Source organism: Telluria sp. PB2R4 (assembly GCF_059685695.1).
Map to the genome: position 1 here is coordinate 64,637 of NZ_JCASIC010000016.1, position 22,831 is coordinate 87,467.

General features: G+C 62.3%; 22 protein-coding genes. 12 read left to right on the forward strand and 10 right to left on the reverse strand.

Features of this window, described 5'->3' with window-relative positions:
* Positions 1-1,176, reverse strand: coding sequence for a S8 family peptidase (locus AC56LU_RS21765; protein WP_083415612.1), 1,176 nt, complete (start codon positions 1,174-1,176; stop codon positions 1-3).
* A gap of 504 nt (positions 1,177-1,680) precedes the next feature.
* On the opposite strand from AC56LU_RS21765, the gene AC56LU_RS21770 reads away from it, so the two are divergent.
* Positions 1,681-2,340 (forward strand): c-type cytochrome, encoded by a 660-nt coding sequence (locus AC56LU_RS21770; protein WP_497177704.1) that lies wholly within the window; start codon positions 1,681-1,683, stop codon positions 2,338-2,340.
* A gap of 93 nt (positions 2,341-2,433) precedes the next feature.
* Here AC56LU_RS21770 and AC56LU_RS21775 read toward each other — a convergent pair whose 3' ends face one another.
* The gene (locus tag AC56LU_RS21775; RefSeq protein ID WP_497177705.1) at positions 2,434-3,678 is read right to left on the reverse strand and encodes a type II restriction enzyme NmeDI-related protein; all 1,245 of its coding nucleotides are present in this window, start codon (positions 3,676-3,678) and stop codon (positions 2,434-2,436) included.
* Positions 3,679-3,894: 216 nt separating this feature from the next.
* On the opposite strand from AC56LU_RS21775, the gene AC56LU_RS21780 reads away from it, so the two are divergent.
* From AC56LU_RS21780 to AC56LU_RS21800, 5 genes are all read left to right on the forward strand, one after another.
* On the forward strand, positions 3,895-4,101 hold the full coding sequence (locus AC56LU_RS21780; protein WP_071362880.1) for a heavy-metal-associated domain-containing protein: 207 nt from the start codon (positions 3,895-3,897) through the stop codon (positions 4,099-4,101).
* 1,071 nt (positions 4,102-5,172) lie between these two features.
* Positions 5,173-7,041: a copper resistance system multicopper oxidase gene (locus AC56LU_RS21785; RefSeq protein ID WP_281907685.1), complete on the forward strand. Its 1,869-nt coding sequence runs from the start codon at positions 5,173-5,175 to the stop codon at positions 7,039-7,041.
* A gap of 614 nt (positions 7,042-7,655) precedes the next feature.
* Positions 7,656-8,498 (forward strand): copper resistance protein B, encoded by an 843-nt coding sequence (locus tag AC56LU_RS21790; protein ID WP_497177706.1) that lies wholly within the window; start codon positions 7,656-7,658, stop codon positions 8,496-8,498.
* Between the two features lie 97 nt (positions 8,499-8,595).
* Positions 8,596-8,973: a four-helix bundle copper-binding protein gene (locus tag AC56LU_RS21795; RefSeq protein WP_071362878.1), complete on the forward strand. Its 378-nt coding sequence runs from the start codon at positions 8,596-8,598 to the stop codon at positions 8,971-8,973.
* Between the two features lie 76 nt (positions 8,974-9,049).
* Positions 9,050-10,549, forward strand: a complete 1,500-nt coding sequence (locus AC56LU_RS21800) for a calcium-binding protein (RefSeq protein WP_497177707.1) — start codon at positions 9,050-9,052, stop codon at positions 10,547-10,549.
* Between the two features lie 67 nt (positions 10,550-10,616).
* Here the strand turns inward: AC56LU_RS21800 and AC56LU_RS21805 are convergent, their stop codons facing one another.
* Genes AC56LU_RS21805 through AC56LU_RS21840 form a run of 8 tightly spaced genes read right to left on the reverse strand, consistent with a single transcriptional unit; the run spans position 10,617 to position 16,510 of the window.
* Positions 10,617-11,060, reverse strand: a complete 444-nt coding sequence (locus tag AC56LU_RS21805) for a YybH family protein (RefSeq protein WP_083415461.1) — start codon at positions 11,058-11,060, stop codon at positions 10,617-10,619.
* Positions 11,061-11,086: 26 nt separating this feature from the next.
* On the reverse strand, positions 11,087-12,028 hold the full coding sequence (locus tag AC56LU_RS21810; protein WP_312183838.1) for a CopD family protein: 942 nt from the start codon (positions 12,026-12,028) through the stop codon (positions 11,087-11,089).
* Entirely contained in the window at positions 12,029-12,394 is a 366-nt protein-coding gene (gene copC / locus AC56LU_RS21815; protein WP_071362875.1) for a copper homeostasis periplasmic binding protein CopC, read from the reverse strand.
* A 60-nt stretch (positions 12,395-12,454) separates the two neighbouring features.
* Positions 12,455-12,802, reverse strand: a complete 348-nt coding sequence (locus AC56LU_RS21820; RefSeq protein ID WP_071362874.1) for a copper-binding protein — start codon at positions 12,800-12,802, stop codon at positions 12,455-12,457.
* Between the two features lie 24 nt (positions 12,803-12,826).
* Positions 12,827-13,267: a DUF411 domain-containing protein gene (locus AC56LU_RS21825; protein WP_497177708.1), complete on the reverse strand. Its 441-nt coding sequence runs from the start codon at positions 13,265-13,267 to the stop codon at positions 12,827-12,829.
* A 39-nt stretch (positions 13,268-13,306) separates the two neighbouring features.
* Positions 13,307-14,698, reverse strand: a complete 1,392-nt coding sequence (locus AC56LU_RS21830; protein WP_312183833.1) for a multicopper oxidase family protein — start codon at positions 14,696-14,698, stop codon at positions 13,307-13,309.
* A gap of 18 nt (positions 14,699-14,716) precedes the next feature.
* Positions 14,717-16,135: a TolC family protein gene (locus AC56LU_RS21835; RefSeq protein ID WP_312183831.1), complete on the reverse strand. Its 1,419-nt coding sequence runs from the start codon at positions 16,133-16,135 to the stop codon at positions 14,717-14,719.
* 12 nt (positions 16,136-16,147) lie between these two features.
* Entirely contained in the window at positions 16,148-16,510 is a 363-nt protein-coding gene (locus tag AC56LU_RS21840; protein ID WP_143054573.1) for a hypothetical protein, read from the reverse strand.
* Positions 16,511-16,855: 345 nt separating this feature from the next.
* On the opposite strand from AC56LU_RS21840, the gene AC56LU_RS21845 reads away from it, so the two are divergent.
* The 6 genes from AC56LU_RS21845 (at position 16,856) to AC56LU_RS21870 (ending at position 22,816) form a co-directional block, all read left to right on the forward strand.
* Entirely contained in the window at positions 16,856-17,122 is a 267-nt protein-coding gene (locus AC56LU_RS21845; RefSeq protein ID WP_497177709.1) for a hypothetical protein, read from the forward strand.
* A gap of 129 nt (positions 17,123-17,251) precedes the next feature.
* Positions 17,252-17,656: a DUF305 domain-containing protein gene (locus AC56LU_RS21850; RefSeq protein ID WP_229410196.1), complete on the forward strand. Its 405-nt coding sequence runs from the start codon at positions 17,252-17,254 to the stop codon at positions 17,654-17,656.
* A 643-nt stretch (positions 17,657-18,299) separates the two neighbouring features.
* Complete coding sequence (locus tag AC56LU_RS21855; protein WP_312183828.1) at positions 18,300-18,968, forward strand: PEP-CTERM sorting domain-containing protein; 669 nt, start codon at positions 18,300-18,302, stop codon at positions 18,966-18,968.
* A 29-nt stretch (positions 18,969-18,997) separates the two neighbouring features.
* A complete protein-coding gene (locus AC56LU_RS21860) occupies positions 18,998-19,720 on the forward strand; it encodes a DUF305 domain-containing protein (RefSeq protein ID WP_071362867.1) in 723 nt (240 codons plus the stop codon).
* A 328-nt stretch (positions 19,721-20,048) separates the two neighbouring features.
* On the forward strand, positions 20,049-20,387 hold the full coding sequence (gene fdx / locus AC56LU_RS21865) for an ISC system 2Fe-2S type ferredoxin (protein WP_312183824.1): 339 nt from the start codon (positions 20,049-20,051) through the stop codon (positions 20,385-20,387).
* A 71-nt stretch (positions 20,388-20,458) separates the two neighbouring features.
* A complete protein-coding gene (locus AC56LU_RS21870; RefSeq protein WP_497177710.1) occupies positions 20,459-22,816 on the forward strand; it encodes a heavy metal translocating P-type ATPase in 2,358 nt (785 codons plus the stop codon).
* Positions 22,817-22,831 lie beyond the last annotated feature (15 nt).

Sequence of the window (22,831 nt, forward strand, 5' to 3'; positions counted from 1 at the left end):
CTAGGCGAGCGGACACTGTACCAGGCCGGCGCCGACATCCTGCTCGTCCGTGTCGCTGGCGAACACGTCCGGTTTGGCTGTGCTCATCAGTTGCGACTGTACCAGGAGCGAAGTGGGCGTTTGCCCACGCGTCTGGATTGCTTCGCACCACAATGCGCATGCGCCCGCGACGTGCGGGCAGGCCATGCTGGTCCCGCTCAGCGCGGCCAATCCTCCGCCAAGTTGGGCTGAGCGAATGTCCACACCTGGCGCCGCAATCGTCGCCATCGAATTCGAGAACGGCGCCACGGAAAACCGGTCCAGTGCCTGGCCAACCGCGGCGACCGAGATCACGTGCGTGGCGGCAGACGGCAACGAAGCCGCGAGACGGTAGCTGGCGTCGAGGTCGCGGCGGCTTTCGTTGCCGGCAGCGGCGACGACGAGTGGGGACGAGCCAAATGCGGCTTGCGCGTTGTAGAGTTCCATAATGGCATCGAACATGCGCAGGTTCGCCCGGTAAGCTTCAAGCGCACTCGAGGTGGCCAGATCGACTGGCCACCCCTCCTGATTCGCTAGACGCGCGACCATGCCGGGGAAATCGAACCCCAGTGACATCGAGACGATATGCGCCCCATTTTGCATTGCCCACATCAGGGCTTGAAACAGCTGGGCGGAGTCCCCCTGACCGGCCGAATCCAGGACTTTTCCAATCAATGCCTGCTGCACACCGCGTGCAACGCCGACCCGCTTGCCGTCCACGTCGCGCCCGAGGATCGTGCCCGCACAATGCGTACCGTGCCCGTTGCCATCACCGTTTCCGTCGCCGGTGAAGTCCACCTGGGTCAGCTCGACGCCTGCGAACGCAGCATGGGTCGCATCGATGCCGGTATCGAGGACTGCGATACGGGCGCCACGACCGGAGAAGGGACTCGTATCTGCAGCGATGGCTTGCAAACCCCAATTCGCATCGGTTCCCGTGGCCGAGGGCGCCAGCGGTACGATCAGTTTTACCGGCATCAATGGGGCAACGGCCGATACGCCAGGGTCGCGCAAGAAGCTGGCGTAGGCTGTCGACGCGATATCCTCGATGCCGAGCTTAACGATACCAACGTCAAGCGCCTCAAGAGGTTCAATGCGGCCTTTGCCAGTTTTCAGAGGACCGCTGTCAACATTTATGCGTAGAACGATGTATTTCATCTGCCTTCTCCCTGACGCACCGCCCGCGCCTTCGTAGCGCGGCTGCGTGTACTTGGTGAATGCTATGGTGTACGCTCGCTCGGCGCATGCCAAAAACATTGACTGGCATCAAGCTTTTTAGCGATGAATCAGCCAAGCACTTCCTGCGTTGCCCTGCATGAGACCTTAGGAGCTCCCATGCCCACAATTCGGACGTCGACCGCCACGGAGCCGCGCACGAGTGCGTCAACGTACGGTCTTTACCGCGTCAAAGGCTTCTAATGCAGTACGGCTGCGGCAACACTTGGAGTCCTGACGTTGGCCATGCTCGAGACCACTATCGGGGCGCCCTCCTGTTGAGACGTGCAGCAAAACACCCAGCCCACAAGACATCCCTGAATAGGCGCCTGGCCAGGTTCGAGAATCGGCCGCCAGGCGCGGCCAGAAGCCGGCGGATGTGCCGACGTCGCGGGCGTGGCTGATTCCCCGGGTGCTTAGTTGTCAAACAGTGAAAGGAGGCACAAAATGAAACCAGTCGTTAAACAGACCGCTGCCATTACTGTCGCGATAGCAGCAATTCTTCTGTTCGCAGCCTTTGCAATCGCCTGGTCCGGCGCCTTCAATGTTGCAGCTGATGCGCCTCACTCGCGTCCAGTGTATGCGGCAATCAATTTTGTGCGTGAACAGTCCGTCCGTGCACGGGCAGCGAACGTCAAGGTGCCCGACCTTGCAAATCGTGCGTCCCTCGTTAAGGGGGCTGGCAACTACGACGCGATGTGCGCGCAGTGCCACCTGTCGCCTGGGATGGGAGAAACCGAACTCAGTCGCGGTTTATATCCTGCACCGCCGAACCTGTCGAACACCCGGGTCGAGCCATCACGAGCGTTCTGGAGCATCAAGCACGGCATCAAGGCATCTGGGATGCCTGCGTGGGGAAAGAGCATGAACGATGCCGACATCTGGAACCTGGTCTCTTTGCTCCAGAAATTGCCGGACCTGAACAAAGAAAGCTACGAAGCGCTGGTCCAAAGCAGCAGTGGCCATTCTCATGCGGGAGCACCTTCTGGAGAGATGCACGATGCTGCTGAAGGTCCCATGAAAGGACACGCCAAAACAGACGACATGAAGCCTTCGCCTGAGGGCAAGCCCCGTGCGCATGAGCACCAAGCAGGCGAGGAGCGTTGAACTGGGACCTCAATGCACTGTTATTGGGTCAGCGGTTCAAATTTATCCCGAGAACGATCCCATATACTCACCATGGACAGGTCCGCCTGGCGGTCAAATGATGGCCTTGCCTCGCGCGATCTTGCGCAGTACATGCAGGTCGCTGCCAAACATGCACAGGGCTTCGCAATGCTGGGCAAGCAGGCCGAAGGGAATGTACATGACCGGCACATCGCCAGCTTCCTGTTTGAATGATGGCCGGCTGAGCTGGGCGATCACTTCCTGTTCGCGGGTATCCGGGGCAACGATGTAGTAATGACATGCCTGCTCCGGCAAGGACTGGGCCAGGTCCTTCATCCTCAGGATGCCCGAGTAAATCGAGGTACTCTTTTCGATTTCGAAGGCGCACACGATGTGCTCGCCGTCCTCGCTCAGCCACAACACGTCGATCAAGCCGATCGTATTCATGACTTCATCCTGGGCGCCGATGTCCGGCAGCTTATCGGTCGTCGCCAGGACGAATGCCTCACCCGCAAAGGAATGATGCCGGTCATTACGCGCGACGTGGACGCGATACTTCAGTGCGCGGCCCAGGCGGATCAGCAGGTGCTGCATGCGTGTGTGCTCGGATACGCCGGCCTGATCCGCCAGCACCTGTTCGTGCCGGCGCTTGTTAGCCTTGGCGGCTTTTTCTTGGAGCGCAGCCAGGGTCGCGTCTGCATTGCCCGCGGTGGCGATTCGTCCCGTACCGATTTCGAACAGGAGTCCTGCGAACGCACCGAGATCCTTCGACAATAGCTGCCTGTGCTGATTGTTGACCTCGACGATCGCTTCCCGCATGGCTAGGTAGCTGTGCCAGCAGCCCAGTTTGAGCTTCGTTCCAAACAGCGCATTAAAGCCGTTGATGATCGCGGTGTTGAAAGGCGGGATCAGAGTGGGATGGAGAAAGTAAAGAATCGTGGCCGCCGCCGGGCCCAGCCCCTTGATGCCGGCTTCGGCCAGACGGCTCATCTCGGCAAGCAGTTGTTCCTCTCGCGTGGCATTCAGGCAGGCTGACAGGAAGCTGCCGAACCTGCGCTGGTTCGCTTCGCTCTCGTAGATGTCGGGGATGCGCAGCTTCGGTTTCCAATAGAAGGGATGGGCGGCCCCTTCGAACATCTGTTTCTGCTCGGTGATCGCGCAGAGTACATCCTCGAGTGGCGAACCGCGGAAATCGTTTCCGAAGCTGCCTTTCGAAATTGCCTGGACGGTGTCGATAACGCCGCGCCGGATCGAGCGGAAGGCTTTCATGCGGTCCTCGCTACCGATGAACCAGGTGTTGTAGACCGACTCGGCATCCTGCTTGTATTGGTGGATCAAGTCGGCGACCCCATTGTTGGCAACCGCCAGTGTAGAAGAGCACATACGCTATAAATATCTTTCTGGAAAGACAAGTGTAGCGGTCTGTTCGTTTGGCGGCAATGACTGCGTGGTTGTCAGGCATGTCCGCCTGGGACATCGTTGCAGGTAGTGCTTGACCTTCCCATGATGGGAAGGTCTAAAGTACGTATAGAGCAAACAAACAGGAGGTACGATATGTACGAGCTCAAGGTAGAAAAAATGTCCTGCGGCGGTTGCGCCGCCCGGGTTACGCGTGCAGTGCAGGCCTTGGATCCGAACGCAAAAGTGGAGGTGCTGCTGAAAGACCGCTTGGTTCATGTCGAGAGTACGGCGAGCCCGGAAGCAATTGTCAACAAGATTAGCTCTGCCGGATACCCGGCGTCCCAGGTAGCGAGCCAGTGAGCCGCCCCGGCTTTCGTGAAGGCGGACGCTGGCCCGTCCCACGCTCCTGCTGGCGTACCTGAAGGCGCAACGTTTCAGGCGCGCAGCCGATCTTGGCCATAATCGGCGTGGTCGCCGCCACCGCAATTCGCACTTGCTGCTCGCTTCACTGACCATGGGCAAAGTACCCGATGACATCGGGGAATGCTTCGATTGCTCCTTCCTAGCTCCGTTTTCTCAAATGAAGCCCCTACAAAATCTGGGTGGTTCACGAAGCAGATGAGCGAGCAGTTAATGCGGGGTAGCGAGACCGCTTGATACCACTTGGTTGCGCCGCACTAGCAATGACAGCTACTGCCGAAGGGAAACGTGCGCATTACATGAAACGGGACATGTTAAATTCATCACATGCGCCAAAGCCTACGGACATTTCTTTTGTGCCTGCTGTTCGTTACCCTGCCGATACAGAGCATCGCGGGGGTGACGAGGTATCAGTGCGGCATGGCGCATCATGCTCTGGCAGTGGACACCGCTCGCTCGTTGGCACACGAAGAGCATGGAATAGGCGCCGATCTGTCTGGCAAAAAAACACACGCTGACGCTGCTACGGCGGCGGCAAAGGCGACCGATCCCGATGGTGCCTGTGCGAACATGGGTGGCCATAAGAGTTCGAGCTGCGGAAAGTGTTCCGGATGCTGTATCGGCAGCTATGCTCCGCCGCCTTTCATTGCCATGACTGCAGCGCAAGAACCTGCGGAAACGCTGCGTTCACCCTCCGTTTCTTCCTTCACCGGGCAATTCCCAGCCCGTCTTGAACGACCTCCTCGCGCTAGCTCATCCCCCTTGTCGTGATGCGGAGCAGCGCATCTCCGAGGCGCAACTACGACTTCAACCTGCTTGCCCAGCACCTGCTGGCCTTCGCTGTCGTGCCGCCGCGTGTGCGGTGGCATCGTAGCCGACATTGTGAGCTCGTGCGATTGCGCGGCGGTCCTGCTGTGCGCGGCCAACGATTGGCGAGGCGGGCAGATGATGCGGGGCGGATTCCATCGTCCCGCTCGAAAACAGGTTTTCCCTTTTTGACTGGAGAGTTACATGAATGCCTTTGAAATAGGCGACAGTTGCACAAGCAACTGGCGCCGCCGTTTTCTGCAGGGACTCGGCGCCGCAGCAGGCCTGGCAGGATTGAGCCCGCGTCTGCTATTTGCACAGCAAGCGGACCGGCGAAGCCTGCGTGGCACCGAGTTCGATCTCGTCATCGGGCCCACGCCCGTCAACTACACCGGCGCCGAGCGGATCGCCACCGCCGTCAATGGCCAAGTGCCGGCACCGACGCTGTACTGGAACGAAGGCGACACCGTCACGATCCGAGTCACGAACCGCTTGCCAACGGTCAGCTCTATTCACTGGCATGGCATCTTGCTGCCGGCAGACATGGATGGCGTACCCGGGCTGAGTTTCTCCGGGATTGCCCCGGGCCAGACCTTTACCTACCGGTTCGAGGTGAAGCAGACGGGAACCTACTGGTATCACAGCCATTCGGGATTCCAGGAGCAAACCGGGCTGTACGGCCCGATCGTCATCCTTCCCAAGGGGGCAGACCGGGTCCGGGCTGACCGGGATTATGTTGTCATGCTTTCGGACTGGACCGATGAAAAGCCTGAACGTGTGATGGCCAACCTGAAGAAGATGAGCGACTTCTTCAACAACAAGCAGCCGACCTTTGGCGAGTTTGTGCAGGACATCCAGCGCATGGGATTCGCGGCCGCCGTCGACAAGCGCAAGATGTGGAACCAGATGCGCATGATGCCGACCGACTTCAGCGATGTGACGGCCAGCAGGAACATCAGCGGCGCGCTGCGCTTCCTGATCAACGGCGCCACCGCGGAGAAGAACTGGACGGGGATTTTCCGGCCAGGCGAGAAAGTGCGGCTTCGGTTCATCAACGGGGCCGCCACCACGATTTTTGACGTCCGCATTCCTGGATTGAAAATGACGGTGGTCTCTGCGGACGGACAGGATGTGGAACCGGTTGCAGTGGACGAATTCCGCATATCGGTTGCCGAAACCTACGATGTGATTGTCGAGCCTGCCGAAGACCGGGCTTATACGATCTTCGCCCAATCGATCGGGCGCTCGGGATCGGTACGCGCGACGCTGGCTCCACGTCCTGGCATGCAGGCCCCGGTGCCAGACATCGATGAAGCAAAGTGGCTCACGATGGTCGACATGATGGGGGCCATGGCCATGGGAGGCGCGCATGGTGCGCATGGTGCAGCGATGCCGGCCATGAATCGCGCCGCGGCACCAGCCACAGCAGGCGCAGCGGCGCACAGCATGCATTCGATGGCGCAGGGCCAGGCACAGCAGACAATGCCGGCGGAAGCTGCGCACGCAGGCCATGCACAGATGGCGTCGCCAGCAGCCACCCCGGTGCAGCCGCCTAAGGTGACCCACGCACGCACCGAATACGGTCCAGGCGTCGACATGCACGTCGACATGCCCAGGACGAACTTGGACGACCCCGGCGTTAACCTGCGCGACAACGGGCGCCGGGTGCTGACCTATGCCGACCTGCGGACCATTGGCGGCCCTATCGATCCGCGCGAACCGTCCCGAGAGATCGAGCTGCACCTGACGGGGAACATGGAGCGCTTCATGTGGTCGTTCGACGGCCAGAAATTCTCGGAGTCCCTGCCCATCCGCTTTAGGTATGGGGAGCGCCTGCGGGTCGTCCTGGTCAACGACACAATGATGAATCACCCGATCCACCTGCACGGCATGTGGAGCGAGCTTGAATCGGAATCGGGCCAGTTCCAGGTCCGCAAGCACACCATCAACGTGCAACCAGCCCAACGCGTCAGCTTCCGCGTGACCGCCGACGCACCCGGGCATTGGGCGTTCCACTGTCATCTCATCTATCACATGGAAGCCGGCATGTTCAGGGAGGTCGTCGTATCATGAAAAACCAGTCGAAGCGACCGATTCCCTGCGCATTGGTACTTGTCTTGCTGCTGTCGCAAAACGCCGCGGCACAAGCCATTCCGGACTCGGAAGGACGCGGCCAGTCCAGCGAGGCGCCCGCTCCCGGGCAGCCCGCCGTCGATCATGCAGCGATGGGGCATGGCAGCCCCGCATCCACAAGCAGCACCGCGTCTCAAGAAACGCAGGCGCGGCCACAGAGGGATGCCAGCCCGAAACAGGCCAAGGCAAAGCGCTCCAACGAGCCAGGCAAGCAGCAATCCGTCCAGTCCGGGCAGAAGGACCAGCCACAGGAACAACATAGTGGCCATGCCGGGCACGCCATGCCTGCACAGCCAGCGGCATCGCACGCACCGGCGGTATCCGGGCAGGCGCACCCCGGGGATCATGCTGCGATGGGACACGGCAGTCCTGTTCCCGCACCGAGCGCGCCCCTACAAGGTGCTTCCACACACGATCATCCTGCCCCGCCGCCGGCGGTCCAATCCGGGCAAGACAGCCAGCACCAGGGACATGGCGCTCAGGCAGGGCATACCATGCCTGTTCAGCCACAACCTGCCCGCCAGGGACAGGCCGGAGCGGTACAGGCGCCCGCCATGGATCATGCGGCGATGGGCCACCCGGCCACAGATGCAGCGCCGGCCACGTCCACCCGCGCGGGAATGGCGCAAACGGGCCAGTCCAGCGGAGGACATGGCATGCAGATGGGCCGGATGCAGGGTGGCCCCCCGCCGGCTGATGCGCGCGACCCCAGCGCCTATAACGAAGGCACACAGTTTGCGCACCTTGGCAACCACGAGATGAACGATAACGCGCCGTTCTGGAAAGTCTTGGTGGACAAGGCCGAGGCAGCCAAGGGCGATGGCGAGCGCGGGCAGAATGTCGAGCTCGAGGCGTGGTACGGCAACGACTACAACAAGGCGTGGGTCAAGTTCGAGGGGGAGCGGCGGGGCGGAACGCTGGAAGCGGCGCGTACCGAGCTGCTATGGGACCGGGCATTCGCGACCTTCTGGAGTACCCAGCTTGGCATCCGGCACGACAGCGGCGAGGGCAAGAGCCGGGACTGGCTCGCCTTCGGTGTGCAGGGCCTGGCGCCGTACTGGTTCGAGACCGAAGCCACGGCCTACTGGCGACCAGGAAGCGGACTTGCGGCGCGGCTGAACGCCAAGTACGAGGTGCTGTTCACACCGCGCCTGATCCTCGAACCCGAGATCGGCGCCAACCTGTACAGTCGCGCCGACCCCGAGCGCGGGACCGGAAGCGGGCTCTCGGACATCAATGCCGGCCTGCGCCTGCGCTATGAGATCACGCGGAAGTTCGCGCCCTATCTCGGCGTGACCTGGAGCAGGCAGTTCGGAAGGACCGCGGACATCACGCGGCAGCGGGCAGGAGACAGGAGCGAGGTGCAGGCGGTGGCCGGCGTCCGTTTCTGGTTCTGATCCCACGCGGAGCATCAGGATCGCTATTCGACGCGTCAGACAGGCGCGCGACGTCCTGGAAGAGGCGACCTGTCAATGAACTTCAAGGAGAAAGATCATGAACCAGAATCAGTTTCAATCTTGCATCCAGGCTTGCTACGACTGTGCCCAGGCCTGCGACAGCTGCGCCGCCGCCTGCCTGCAGGAGCCGGATCCGAAGATGATGGCCCGTTGCATCGAGCTGGACAATGAATGCGCGGCGATGTGCCGCCTGGCCGCACAACTCATGAGCCGGTCGAGCGAGCACGCCATGCAGGTGTGCCAGCTGTGCGCCGACATTTGCGAAGCCTGTGCGGACGAGTGTGCGCAGCACCAGGCGCAGCATTGCCAGGACTGCGCCGCGGCTTGCCGCCGCTGTGCCCAGGAGTGCCGCAGCATGGCCCAGTCTGGTTCCGGCGCCGGGACCGCAACCGGCGCCCACGCGGCATCCCACTGAGCAGGGGGGGCCGGCGTCCGTCGGCCCTTAGCACCGAGCAAGTCCAATCTCAGGAGAACAGATTATGGCAAACAATATGAATACAGCAAGAGACCGATTGGAAGCGCGCCTGCAGGACGCAGGTGAGCGCGCGCTGGAGCGGGTCGCGGCGCAGCAGTCCCGGTTTGACGGCATTTCCTTCGATTTCGACGCCGGCAAAGCACCCTACGATTATGCGATCCGTGTCGGCACCGGCTCCTCCAATGCATTCCAGGGTAGCGAAGCACGCGACTACTTGTGGGGGCTGGGCGGCAATGATTCGCTGGGTGGTGGCGCGGGGCAGGACAACCTGTTCGGCGATGCCGGGGCCGACCTGCTGGTCGGCGGCGACGGCGGCGACCGCCTGGTGGGCGGGATGGGCAACGATCGGCTGTTCGGCGGCGCGGAAGCCGACGGGCTGATGGGCGGCATGGGCAACGATATCCTCGACGAGGGCGATGGGCACGGTGACCTCAACGGCGGAGCGGGCGACGACATCCTGATCGGCGGCCGTGGCGCCGACGCCTTCATGATCTCTCCCGACAGCGGCAACGACGTGATCCGGGATTTCACGGCTGGCCCAGGCATGTTCGACCACCTGGCGATCAGTGGCCTGCGTTGGGGCGACCTGTCCTTCGCCGATACGGTCGAAGGCGTCAGGATCAGCTGGAAGGGCGGCTCGGTGCTGCTCAACGGGGTGACGAAGGCCGAGCTGTCGCAGGACGACTTCATGTTCGCCGATTCTCCCGAGCTTCCGCCATCCTCGCGCCCCGCCAATGGGCCAACGCCCGAGCGAGCGACCATGAGCCAGGAAGGTCCGGCGATCGCAGGCTCGGACCGTGCGAACCCGGCGTTCGACCGTATCGCCGACGCCATGCTCCGGCGCGACACGCCGGTAGGCTTCGACTTCACTGGTGACGAACACTATACCGTCAAGGTCGGCACGGACGGCGCCGACCGGTTCGATGGCGGTGCGAGCTGGGACCAGCTGTTCGGTCGCGACGGCAACGACCGGCTGTTCGGTAACGGCGGCAACGACATCCTCCAGGGAGACGCCGGTAACGACCAGCTGGACGGCGGCGCGGGCTCGGACCGCCTTGATGGCGGCATGGGCAACGATCGGCTTGCCGGCGGCGACGAGGAAGACGAGGTGATGGGGGCGGAAGGGGACGACACGATCGACGCCGGTGCCGGCCACGACATGATCGAAGGCGGCATGGGCAACGATACCATCCGCGGCGGCACAGGCGCCGATGCGTTCATGGTGATGCCCGACAGCGGCCACGATATCGTGCTCGACTTCGAAGCCAGGGGGGCGGCGCAGGGCGCCTTCGATCACATCGCGTTCATCGACATCCTGCCGGAGCAGGTATCGGTACGGGACGTCGACGCCGGCGCGCTCATCTCATGGGATACCGATGGCGATGGTTCCGCGGACGGCTCGGTACTGCTGCAGGGAGTCTACAAGGTCGACCTGCGCCAGTCCGACTTCATGTTCAACGAAGAGCCGGCGTTTATCGCAGGGATCAGTACTGTCGGATCAGGCTACATTTTCTGATGCGGTGGCCGCCCGACCCAGTGAGGTCGGGCAGAAAGGCGGGCAGCCAACGCCCGCCTTCCCAATGTCACTTCGCCTTGCGCGAGGACCAATGCACGTGCACGATCAACCAATCGTCGCCCTTCTTCTCGAGGACGGCGGTGCCTGTGCCGAACACGTGCACCGGTTGGCCGCGCGAGGTTCCGGTCGTCTCCGTTTCTTCCCAAACGACCGCAGTGTTGCCATCGATGCGTTCGGTCTGCTTCAGTACTTTCCGGGTCGAGCTCTTGGCGAACTGCATGTCGCCGCCGAGGTGATGACTCGCATATTCGTCGCGCGAGCGTTCCACGTAGCCGGCTTCATAGATCGCAATCTCGGGAGACAGCTGCGCGAGCGCCTTCGTCTTGTCGCCGCTGACAAGCGCTTCATGGAAAGCCGCAAGGGTCTCCTTGGGCGACGCTGCAAAGCTGCTTGCATGGATACCGAACAAGCCGGTGGCCAGGATAATAACTGCCAGTGATTTCTTGAACACGTGTACTCCTTGGATATAGTTATTGTTTAGGACGCCATAGGTGGCGAAGTTGAGGTCAGGAAGGCTGCTGCGATGAGCACCGCGACAAGGACGATTGCCTCGACCTGCAGCACGCGTGCAAACAGGCCGCCGGCAGCGCGCGCCTCTTGCCCTTGCTGTTGCAGGGAGCGCAGCAAGGCAGGCATGACAACGAAGCGGTTGAACCCACCAAGCGCCGCCGCGCACAATACCAGCCCGACCTTGATGAGCAAGGTCGTTCCGTAAGGATTGCCGAACAGGTCCGCAGGGCTTTCCAGCACGCGCCAGGTGCTGATCGCACCGGTCGCGAAAATGCCGACCAGGGCGACGGTCGCGCTGCGCGAGAGGGCGTCGACATAGAGTGCGCAGTCGGCCCGGCTCCCTGATGCGGCGTCAGGCAGGACTCGCAAGGTGATCAAGCCCGCCACGATCACTTCTCCCACCCAGATACTGATCAACACCAGGTGGACCCAATCGGCTGCGACGGCCCAGGTGAAGTCGCCAGCAGCGCCGGCGTGGCTGACCATGCTGCGGCTGTAGAGCAGCACGCCGATCGCCCCGATACGGACTGCGGATGTCGCTGCGGCTGCCTGGAAGCGCGCGCCAGCGGCGGAGGCCGCCCCCGCCACGACAAGCGCGGCAGCGCCGATCATCCACGCGAGCCCGAAGTGTGTCCCGGTGATGAGTGACCGCACTGCGGGCCATGCTTCGGCAAGCGGGACTTCGGCCATCGACGCCGCCTCGATCCAGAGAATGGCGACATAGGCCAGTATCGCCGTGCCAGTTCCCGCCAGCAGGGCCGTCCGCAGGCGCGGCAGCATGGCGCGCGCCCACGGGGAGGTCCTGGTGCGCAACCAGAGCGTTGCGGCGCTGGCCCCGACCAGTACGGCCAGCGACAGGTTCAGAAAAGCGGTGACGGCGCGCTGCGCGGACGCGAAATCCGACTCCAATTACTTCACCTGGAACGAGAATTCGCCCTTGACCTTGTGTCCATCGCGGGTGACTGTGGTCCATTGCACGCGGTAGGCCCCCGCGTGCAGCCCCGGCGTGGTGGCGATCAGCGCCTTCGCGTCGGCAGGGTCGGCAGCGATCTTCGACGGCTCCACGACCGCCCCTTTCTCGTCGACCAGTTTGACCTTGCTGAAGGGCAGTTCCAGGGGCTCATTGAACTGCAGGCGCACCTCGGCCGGTGCGGTGCTCACGACGCTGTTGGCCTGGGGGGATGAGGCCAACAGTTTTGCGTGGGCGAGGGCAGCTGGAGCTGCGATCGTCGCCACGGCTGCGGCTGCGGCAAGAACGAGGTTCTTGATGTTCATTTCTTTCTCCTTAATATCCTGCGCACTGTGCGCAGGGCCAGGTGATGGGACAGGTTGTGCTTACTGCGCTTTCTGCATCTGTACGATGGTCACGGCGCCGTTCACCCGGTCGGCTGCGAACTTGACGTTGTCGCCCACCTTGACCTGGTCGAGCATACTCGCGTCCTTCACGCGCAGGACCATGGTCATCGCGCCCATGTTGAGGTTCTTGATTTCGCCGTGGCGCAAGGTGATCTTGCCGGCCTCTTTGTCGATCTTCTTCACTTCGCCATCCGTCAGCTCCGCCGATGCCGGCGCTTCGTGGCCCGCATGCGCCGCGCCATGGCCTGCGTGGGAGTCCTGCGCGAATGCGACAGAGCTTGCGGCGCTCATGACGATAGCCAGGGTCAGTTTCGAGAATGCGTTCATCGTCGTTCCTTTCGTTGGGTTGGTTCAGTTGTAGTGTTTGAAAACTTTGGTCTTGCCATTGGCCTGCACCAGCACGACGTCGAACGGGTCCTTGCGCGGACCTTCCATGCCGGGGGAGCCGAGCGGCATCGCGGGTACTGCCAGTCCCTTTGCCTTTGGCCTTTCGGCCAGCAACCGCTTGATGTCGTCCGCCGGCACGTGCCCTTCGATCGCATAGCCTCGCACCATCGCGGTATGGCACGAGCCCAGCTCGTTGGGGATACCACCCCGTTCGCGGTAGTCCGACGGGTTGGCGACGTTCGACACCTTGGTAACGAAGCCGTTGGCCTTCAGATGATCCACCCAGGCCGCGCAGCAGCCGCAGGATTCGCTCTTGAATACCTCGACGACCGGGGCGGCCGCCATCGCAAACAAAGGTGTGCACAACGCAGCGGCGAGTGCGGTCTGACGTAATAATCGTTTCATGAGAGACTCCTTTGGTACTCTGGTTGGGTCATACTCTAGTTAGTGATGGCCCTGGTGGCCAGTCGGCTTACGAACAGTTACCTCGATGTCTGCAGGCTTCGTGGCGGGCATGGACTGGCCGCCCCCACTCTGGTTGCGTACCGCCGCTGGCGGCTCGCCTTTCCATTCGTACGCCACCGTGCCGGCGGGGTGCTTGTACCAGCCCGGATCCTTGTAGTCGCCCGGCTTCTGATCCTTGCGGACCTTGAGCACCGTGAACATGCCGCCCATCTCGACGCCACCGAACGGTCCCTGGCCGGTCATCATCGGCAGCGTGTTTTCCGGCAGCGGCATCTCCATGTCGCCCATCGAGCCGCCTTTCTCACCCATGACCATGTAGTCGGGAACGAGCTTCGTGATTTTCTCGGCCACGCCCCGATGGTCGACGCCGATCAGGTTCGGCACGTCATGTCCCATCGCGTTCATGGTGTGGTGCGACTTGTGGCAGTGGAAGGCCCAGTCCCCCGGCTCGTCCGCGATGAACTCGATGGCGCGCATCTGGCCTACGGCGATATCGGTCGTCACCTCCGGCCAGCGCGACTCCGGACGGGTCCAGCCGCCATCGGTGCCGGTGACCTCGAATTCGTGGCCATGCAGGTGGATTGGGTGATTCGTCATCGTCAGGTTGCCGGCGCGGATGCGCACGCGGTCGCCCTGGCGCACGTTCATGGTGTCGATGCCCGGGAAGGCGCGGCTGTTGAAGGTCCAGATGTTAAAGTCGAGCATCTCGTTGACGCGGGGCGTATAGCTGCCCGGCTCGATGTCATAGGCGTTCAGCAGGAAGACGAAATCGCGATCGACCTTGTGATGGGCCGGGTTCTTTGGGTGCGTGACCCAGAAGCCCATCATGCCCATCGCCATCTGCACCATCTCGTCGGCATGCGGGTGGTACATGAAGGTACCGGGGCGGCGAGCGACGAACTCGTACACGAAGGTCTTGCCCGGCTGGATCCCGGGCTGGTTCAGGCCGGTGACGCCGTCCATGCCGTTGGGCAGGCGCTGGCCATGCCAGTGGATGCTGGTGTGCTCTGGCAGCTTGTTGGTCACGAAAATGCGCACGCGGTCGCCTTCGACCACTTCGATGGTCGGGCCCGGGCTTTGGCCGTTGTAGCCCCACAGGTTCGCCTTCATGCCGGGCGCGATCTCGCGCACCACGGGTTCGGCGATCAGGTGGAACTCCTTGACGCCGTTGTTCATGCGCCAGGGGAGAGACCAGCCGTTCAGTGTAACGACCGGGTTGTAGGGACGGCCGTTGGGCGGCGGAGGTGGCGGCTGCGTTGCGGCGCTGCTCATGATCGGCGCTTCCGGGAGGGTGGCCGCACCAGCGCGGCTGACCAGTCCTGCGCCCACGAGGGCGGCTGCGCCAGTGAAGAAATCTCGACGAGAACTCATTGCTGATTCAATCCTTGTTTAATGTCCCGCGGCGGCTTCGGTTGCCGCGGCGGTGGAAGCCATGGAGATCGACGAACCGCCAGTGCCGGTGATGGCGGCCTGCAGATCCGTTTCGGCGATCCAGAAGTCACGTTGGGCATCGATGGCCGCATTCACGCCCGCAATCTGTGCGCGCGCGTCGGCCAGCAGTTCGAACACGCTCATGAGCATGCCGTTGTAGCGAAGCAGGGACTCCTCGGAGATCTTCTTCCGCAGCGGGACCAGCTCGTCCCGATGCTGCCTGGCGACGTCATAGGTCGTGCGGTAAGCGGAGTAGGCTTCACGGACCTGGGAGCGAGCGCTAATGGCGGTGTCGGCCGTGCGGTGGACCGATTGCATGTACAGCGCTTCGGCTTTCGCGACACGTGCGCCTCCCCAATCGAAGATCGGCAAAGCTAGCTCAATCTCGTAACCGTTCTCCCGCGGCGAACCGGACTTGCTCGAGTTGACGTAGCCAGCCTCGAGCACGTTGATGACGCCGGTTGCCTTCGTCAGACCCAGGGCGCGCGCGGTCGACTCGGTGCCGAGCTTTGCCAGGCGCACATCGAGGCGCTGCTGCATGGCGAGCGACTCGATACTGCCCGCCTCACGCGGGGCCTCCGGCAGGTCCGGCAGCCTGTCCGGAAGCCGGAAGGCCGTGTTCTCGCCCCACACCCCCATCAGCCGCGCCAGCTGCTCGCGCGCCGCCGTCGCGTTGTGGCGTGCGCGCGCCAGCTGGGTCGAGGCTTCGCTTGCGAATGCCTGCTCGCGAGCCTGGTCGAGGGCACTCAGGTGTCCGACCTTGGCCATGCGTTGCGCAAGCTCGGCGCTCGCGCCGGCTGCCTCGCGGACTTGTTCCGCGTAGCGCGCCGACTGCACTGCCGCGACGGCATTGAAGTAGGCCTTGCGGGTGTCTGCCGCCAACCGGACCGCTTCGGTTGCCGCGGCCAGCTTGGCGCCCTCGAAGCGACGCGACTCGATATCGCGGCGGATCGGGATGGTGACGAGCCCGACGAGGTCGAACATGACGCTGCGCTCGATCTCGGTCTCGCCGCCACCGGACATGCGGCCAAAGCTGAAACCGGGGTTGGCCATGCGGCCGGCTTGCACCAGGTCGGCCTCGGCGACACCCAGTTCGGCGAGCGAGGCACGGAGGCCACGGTTGTTGAGCAGGGCGGCACGGACCGCCCTGTCGGCGGTGAGCGGCTGTTTCAGCAGCTGATTCAGCTCGTCCTGGATGGCCGCGCCATCGGCATTTGCCTTTGGCAGGCGAATGTCCTGGCCGGTGCGCTCGGCGGTCAAGGCCGAAACAGCGTCCAGGCCGCCGTCCTTGGAAAACGTTGCGCAACCGGTCAACGCAAGGAGCATGGCGCCCGCCGCAACGGCGCGCAGTGCAGGAATAGAAAGCTTTGTTGTCATTATCTGTTCGGCTTAATGATGTTTGCTGTGATCCACAGGCGCCGGATTGGCCGGCTTCGCTGGCGTGGCGGGCGCGGACGGAGCCGGCGCCGCGTTGTGGCCGTGGTGGTTCTGCTCACCGCCGTGAGCACCATGCCCCGCGTGGCTCGGCACTCCCGCAACAGCATCGTTTGCGGCGCGCCAGGATTTATCGGGCGTCGTCTGGCCGTCCTGCGGTGCAGGCGAACGACTGGGAATGACCGATTCGTACACGGTCGGTGGCACCGCCACGGCGGGGTCTGCAGGGTCTGGCAGCGGACGGGATTGCTGGGCGTGCGCGTACATCGGCAGGACCAGCAGGACGCCAATAGCGGCGGCCAAAAGCTTGGAGGTCATGGACAATCCTCAAAATCGGTAACAGGGCGTGCACGGGCACGCACGATTGCTCAAGAGCGATGACGGCGCCGCCAAAGGGCAGCGGGTCACCTCTTGTTACGATTAAGCGGATTGGTGCCGCGGAGGGCGTCGGGGGCCGTCCTGGATGAAGCCAACGGCAAATGCCGCAGGCGCAACGACGACTGCGTCGGAGCCGTCGAAAGCCGGGACAGCGAAGTGAGTGGAGGGTGGCGCAACGGCGCCCAGGCAGAACGCGGAGCATGCACTGCAGGTGGAGTGCGGTTTCTTGCCTGGCTTGGAGTCTGTCAAATCGGCGCCGACCAGGGAGTCGTCCGATTGGCTTGCATGCTCGCCACCGTCATGAGCGTGCGCATCGGCCATGTGCTCGTGGGACTGCATTTCCAGATTAATCGAAGTCTGGCTGGACTGCTGGTGAACCGGGCCGCAGGACATACGATTGGCCGCAAGCGCGTGCAGAGGAAGCACGGCCAGCAGGAGCCAAACCAGAAATGTCTTAATTGCGCGGTTCATAGTTGCCGTGAGTATAGCACGACATTTTTGGCTGGAGCAGCCCTTAAGGCTGACCAAAGTCAGGGCGGCAGGCACGGCTAGTCGACGAGATGTACTGACAGGGTGCGTTAGCGCACAGCATGCCTCATCGGACTTCATCCAGAATCGCGAATGGACGTGCTGCGTTTTTTCGGCGTCGCACGGTGATCAATTTCGTTCGAGGAGACGAACATGAAGAAAATCCGGGCCCGTATTGCTCTCATGGCCGGTGCGCTTGCACTTGTTTCTGGTGTGTCAGTGAACGCGTTTGCGCAGTCGGGGCAGCACGCACAGCATGGCGCCGCGTCTGGCCAGGCGGGGCAGCACCAGGGCATGCCTGGTCACGAGATGATGCAGTCGATGGAGGCCATGCACCAGAAGATGTCGAGCATGCAGATGACCGGTGATCACGATCACGACTTCGCCATGATGATGCGTTCGCACCACCAGGCCGGCATCGACATGGCAAAGGCCCAGCTCAAGAATGGCAAGGATCCGCAGATGCAGGCAATGGCCAAGAAGGTGATTTCCGACCAGACTAAGGAAATCAAAAAACTCGACCAATGGCTGTCGAAACACCAGGCATCGGGCAAGTAGGGGCCGGGCCACGGCACCGGTGTAAGGGTTAGACGCCGGTGCCGCGATCGCCTCGTCAGGTCTTCTCCGCAAAGAAAGCTTGTCACTCCGTATCGGACAGCGGTACATCAAAGCAAATGCTACAGTTTTTGGCATGACTGCCGCCTTCCGAAAGATAGCCTGGTGTTTGCTGTGTCTGTTGGTCGGGTACCATGGGTACGCGACCGCGGCTGTCACATGCCACAACTTGAAGGCTGAACTGCAGGTCGTGAAGACAGATGCCCGGGCCCATAAGGATGATTGCCCGCAAATGCGCTCCGGCGTGCCAGAAAGCAGCGATGGAAGCTGTTACAAATCGAAGTCGCTCTGTTGCTCGCACTTTAACCTTCCCTACGCGCCTATCCCCTCATCCACACCGCTGGGCGCACCTTCCACTTCTTCCGAGCGGTCGCATTCCTTCCAGGCCGCCTTTTCCAGTTTCATCCCCCCCGTCCTCGATCCGCCTCCGCGCTCTTGACGCATTGCATCGTGCCGTCCTCGCGTTGCCGTTCGCAAACGATACGAGGCCGCAAGGTATTTGATCTCTCCTTCGAAGCTGCAGGTCCGCGTTTCTCTGCGCGGGCACGGTGGCGTTCGCATGAACAACTGAGCAATGAGGTAGAACATGAAAAGCAATAATGCATTGCCCAAGCCAGCTCTGCTGGCGGCTCTCCTATTGTCTGTCGTGGTGCCGGTACGTGCCGACATCACTATTTTTACCGACGAGGCAATGTTCCTGTCGGCAGTGTCGGCGTCCGGAACCGACCGTTTCGACGACCTTCCAGCCTCTGAACTGGATGCCGAGCTCTCACGTACCGCGGGTGCATACGGGTATCGGGTCAGTGCGGGACCGGGAGAAGGTGGTTTCTTTCCAGCGATGAATGAAGGCGACGTCTATCTGGCGCCGACGCTAGCCGCCGATGCCGTGCGCTTCAACGCGTTTTCACCCGGGGTGTTCGGCTTTGGCGGGAGCTTCTTCGCGACCGATGCCTATGGCGGCTATGTACCCGGACGAACGATCGAGCTCACGGCGATGGACGGATCAAGTATCGCAAGCTACACCCTGGATGGATCGGCACCCACCTCGTTCCTCGGATTCCTGTCGACCCGCCCCTTGACCGAGGTAGCGCTGCGCACCATTGGCGAGCAAGGAAATGTCTACTGGGCGACCGCAAACAATGTTGTCCTTGCTGTGCCGGAACCATCGGCATACGCGATGTTCCTAGTGGGGGCAGGCATCGCCGCCTGCGCAGTACGGCGCCGGCGAGGGCTTGCCTTCGCCTCGGCTAAATGAATCGTTCTATTGTGTCTAAAGGAGCCAACATGAACACCGCAACCAATCATTCCGACCGTTCTTCCGTTGTCCGCAACCTCCGCGCGCTGGTGCGCAATCTCGGACTGGGCCTGAGCTTGCTCGTGCCTGCCATCGGCGTGGCCCACGCCGACGGACCGGGCAGGGGAGCGACCGCACAGTTTGAAAAGAATTACCTCGTCTTCATTATCAATCACCACTATTCCGCCCTGCGGATGACCGAACTGGCTGCCGGTACGGACCTGACCCGTGACGCGCAGGTCGTAGCCCCCCAGGAGGGGACGTCACCGACGCCAGGCTTCAACGCGACCCCGGCAAAGGCGAGCGACGACGAGATCAAGTCCATGGCGCGTATGGGAAACCGTGAGCAGCGCGAGGAGATCGGCCGTGCCCAGCGATTCCTGAGGGAGTGGTACGGCATCCATTATCAGCCACAGCTCACGGCGGACGGCCGACGCATGATTGCCATGCTCGAGGCGACGCCGGCCGGGACGCAGTTCAACCAGGTCTTCCTGAGGTCCTTCAGCAACCATCACCTGGGTGCGCTTGCGCCGAGCCTGCACTGCACGGTCAAGAGCGACCTGAACCATGACGGGTTGCGGCGCTACTGCGAAAACATCGTGGTCGTCCAGAAAAACGGCATCAACGACATGCGGGAGATGCTGTGTAAGCGCTACTCGGACTGCGGCTTTGTACCGATGACAGGTGACAAGCGGAAGGACAACGAGTTCTGACCGGAGATGGGTTGAAGCGGCTGCGAAGCCGCTTCAACCTGGCAGGCATGCCGCTACCTGCGCCTTCGTTCAGCGGAAATTCCGCTTGACCTTTCCATCATTGGAAGGTTTACAGTGGACTAGTCCACTTTTCGGAGGCAATTTATGTATGAGTCCACCCGCCGCGAGGCCCACAGTTCAGACGAGCGCATGGCCGCAATGCCCAGTACAGCCTTGCACGACTTCGCGCGTGCGAAGCAGGCAGAGAGTGCGCTCTCCGATTCGGACGAGACGCCACGCTGTCTGTTCTGCCGGTACCGCAGTCCAGGTGCCGGAAAGGAGTTGGCGCATGCCTAGAATTACCGTACTATCGCATCCGGAATGCGCGCCCGGCGGCGCGTCGATCGAGGCCGCTCCCGGCACCAGCATTTGCGACGCGCTGCTGGAAAATGACGTCGACATCGAGCACGCATGCGGCAAGGTTGGTGCCTGCACGACGTGTCACGTCATCGTAAGGGAGGGATTCTCGTCCCTCGCCCAAGCGAGCGAGGATGAGGAAGACATGCTTGACCGGGCTTGGGGCGTGGAGCACTTATCCCGGTTGTCGTGCCAGGCCATCGTCGCGGAGATAGATCTTACGGTCGAGATCCCGCGGTATTCCCTGAATCACGCCAAGGAAAACGGATAGACATCACAGGTCGCGCACCGCTTGCGACAAGCGGGGCTGCGCGAGGACAATCGTTTTTTTCTGGAGCTGCCATGAAACATGAAGTGCATGATCACGCCGGTCACCAGCAGAAGGGCCACGAATGCCACCACGCGCACGGGCATCACGCCGTCGACGCCGCCCGCGACAGAGGTATTGCCGGCGCATCCCAGCATCATCCGACTGCTGCGTCCGATAAGCCCTATACCGATCCCGTATGCGGCATGAGCGTTGCTGACCGGCCGGATCGGCGCGTCGAGCACGACGGAGTCCTCTATCACTTCTGCAGCGTGAAGTGCATGGACAAGTTTCGCGCCAGTCCCACCAGCTATACGGAGAAAAGCGCCCCGGCGGCTATGCCCGAGGCGCCGCCAGGGACGATCTACACCTGCCCGATGCATCCGGAAATCCAGCAAGCCACCCCGGGCAATTGTCCGATATGCGGAATGTCCCTGGAGCCGATGCTGCCGTCGCTGGAGGATGAAGAGAATCCGGAATTGGACGACTTCCGCCGTCGTTTCCGGTGGACGCTGCCGCTGACGGTCGTCGTCACCATCCTGGCGATGGCAGGACACCGGATCTTTAGCGGTGGTCTTGCTTACCAGAGCTGGATCGAACTCGTCCTCAGCACGCCTGTCGTCCTGTGGGCTGGGTGGCCCTTCTTTGTCCGTGGTGCGCAGTCGTTCAAGAATCGCAGCCCCAATATGTGGACCTTGATCAGTATCGGGGTCGCCGCGGCGTATGGCTACAGCCTGGTGGCGACCGTGTTCCCGGGCCTGTTTCCGTCGAACTTCGCGATGCACGGCCGTATCGGCGTCTACTACGAAGCCGCTGCAGTCATCGTTTCGCTGACCCTGCTCGGTCAGATCCTCGAGCTACGGGCACGCTCACAGACCTCGGCGGCGATCAAATCCTTGCTCAGCCTTGCACCCAAAACGGCCAGACGGATTCGCGCCGACGGCACGGAAGAAGACATTGAGCTTTCGCACGTCCATATCGGCGATTCGCTGCGGGTGAGGCCTGGCGAGAAGGTGCCGGTCGACGGGGTGGTCTTGGAGGGCGAAAGCGCGGTGGACGAAGCCATGCTCACTGGCGAGCCGCTGCCGGTGACGAAGCGGCGGGGAGACAAGGTCATCGGCGCAACCATCAATACGAGCGGCAGTCTTGTCATTCGCTCCGAACGGGTGGGGTCGCAGACCATGCTGTCCCAGATCGTGCAGATGGTCGCGCAGGCCCAACGTTCGCGGGCGCCCATGCAGCGCCTAGCCGACGTGGTCGCCGGCTATTTCGTCACCGTCGTCGTGGCTGTCGCGCTGCTTACCTTGATCGGTTGGGGACTGTTCGGGCCCGAGCCCAGCTGGGTCTACGGTTTCGTGAACGCCGTTGCGGTCCTGATCATCGCCTGCCCGTGTGCATTGGGCCTGGCGACGCCGATGTCGATCATGGCCGCGACCGGCCGCGCCGCCACCCAGGGCGTGCTGTTCCGCGATGCCGCGGCGATCGAAGCGATGCGCAAGGTCGATACGATCATCGTTGACAAGACCGGCACGCTCACGGAAGGAAAACCTGCGTTCGACCGGGCGATCGCTGCGCCCGGGTTCGAGGAAGAGGATGTTCTACGGATCGCGGCAAGTATCGACCAGGGGAGCGAGCATCCGCTGGCACATGCCATCGTCGCGGAAGCGCGCAGGCGGAATCTGTCGCTGCACAAGCCTGAAACCTTCGAATCGTCTAGCGGGATCGGCGTGCGTGGCACAGTGCAGGGCGAGCGGGTTGCACTGGGCAATACGGCGCTCATGGATACCGAAAAGGTCGACTGGACGCCATTACAGAAGGCGGCAGAAGAGCTTCGACAAGTCGGTGCAAGCGTCATGTACTTGGCACTTCAAGGAAAGCTCGTTGGCCTGATCGCGGTGTCTGATCCAGTCAAGGCGACGACGCCGGAAGCGCTGGCGACGCTGCGCGATGCCGGCATGACGGTGGTGATGGCGACCGGAGATGGCGTGACCACGGCGAAGGCGGTCGCGTCGAAGCTCGGGATTTCCGACGTCTATGGAGAGGTCAAGCCCCAGGATAAACTGGCCCTGGTCGAACGGCTGCAGCAACAGGGCAAGGTAGTGGCAATGGCCGGCGATGGCATTAACGATGCCCCGGCGCTGGCGAAAGCGGACGTCGGCATTGCAATGGGTACCGGGACTGACGTCGCGATCAATTCGGCGCACGTCACGCTCATCAAGGGCGACTTGCGTGCAATTGCGCGTTCGCGACTTCTTTCGCTGGAGACTGTACGCAACATGAGGCAGAATCTCGGCTTTGCCTTCGTTTACAACGCCATGGGAATTCCGCTGGCCGCAGGTCTGCTTTATCCCTTGGATTCAACCGGTCGACGCAACACACTAAACTCTGCGTAAGCAGAAGGAGTGTTG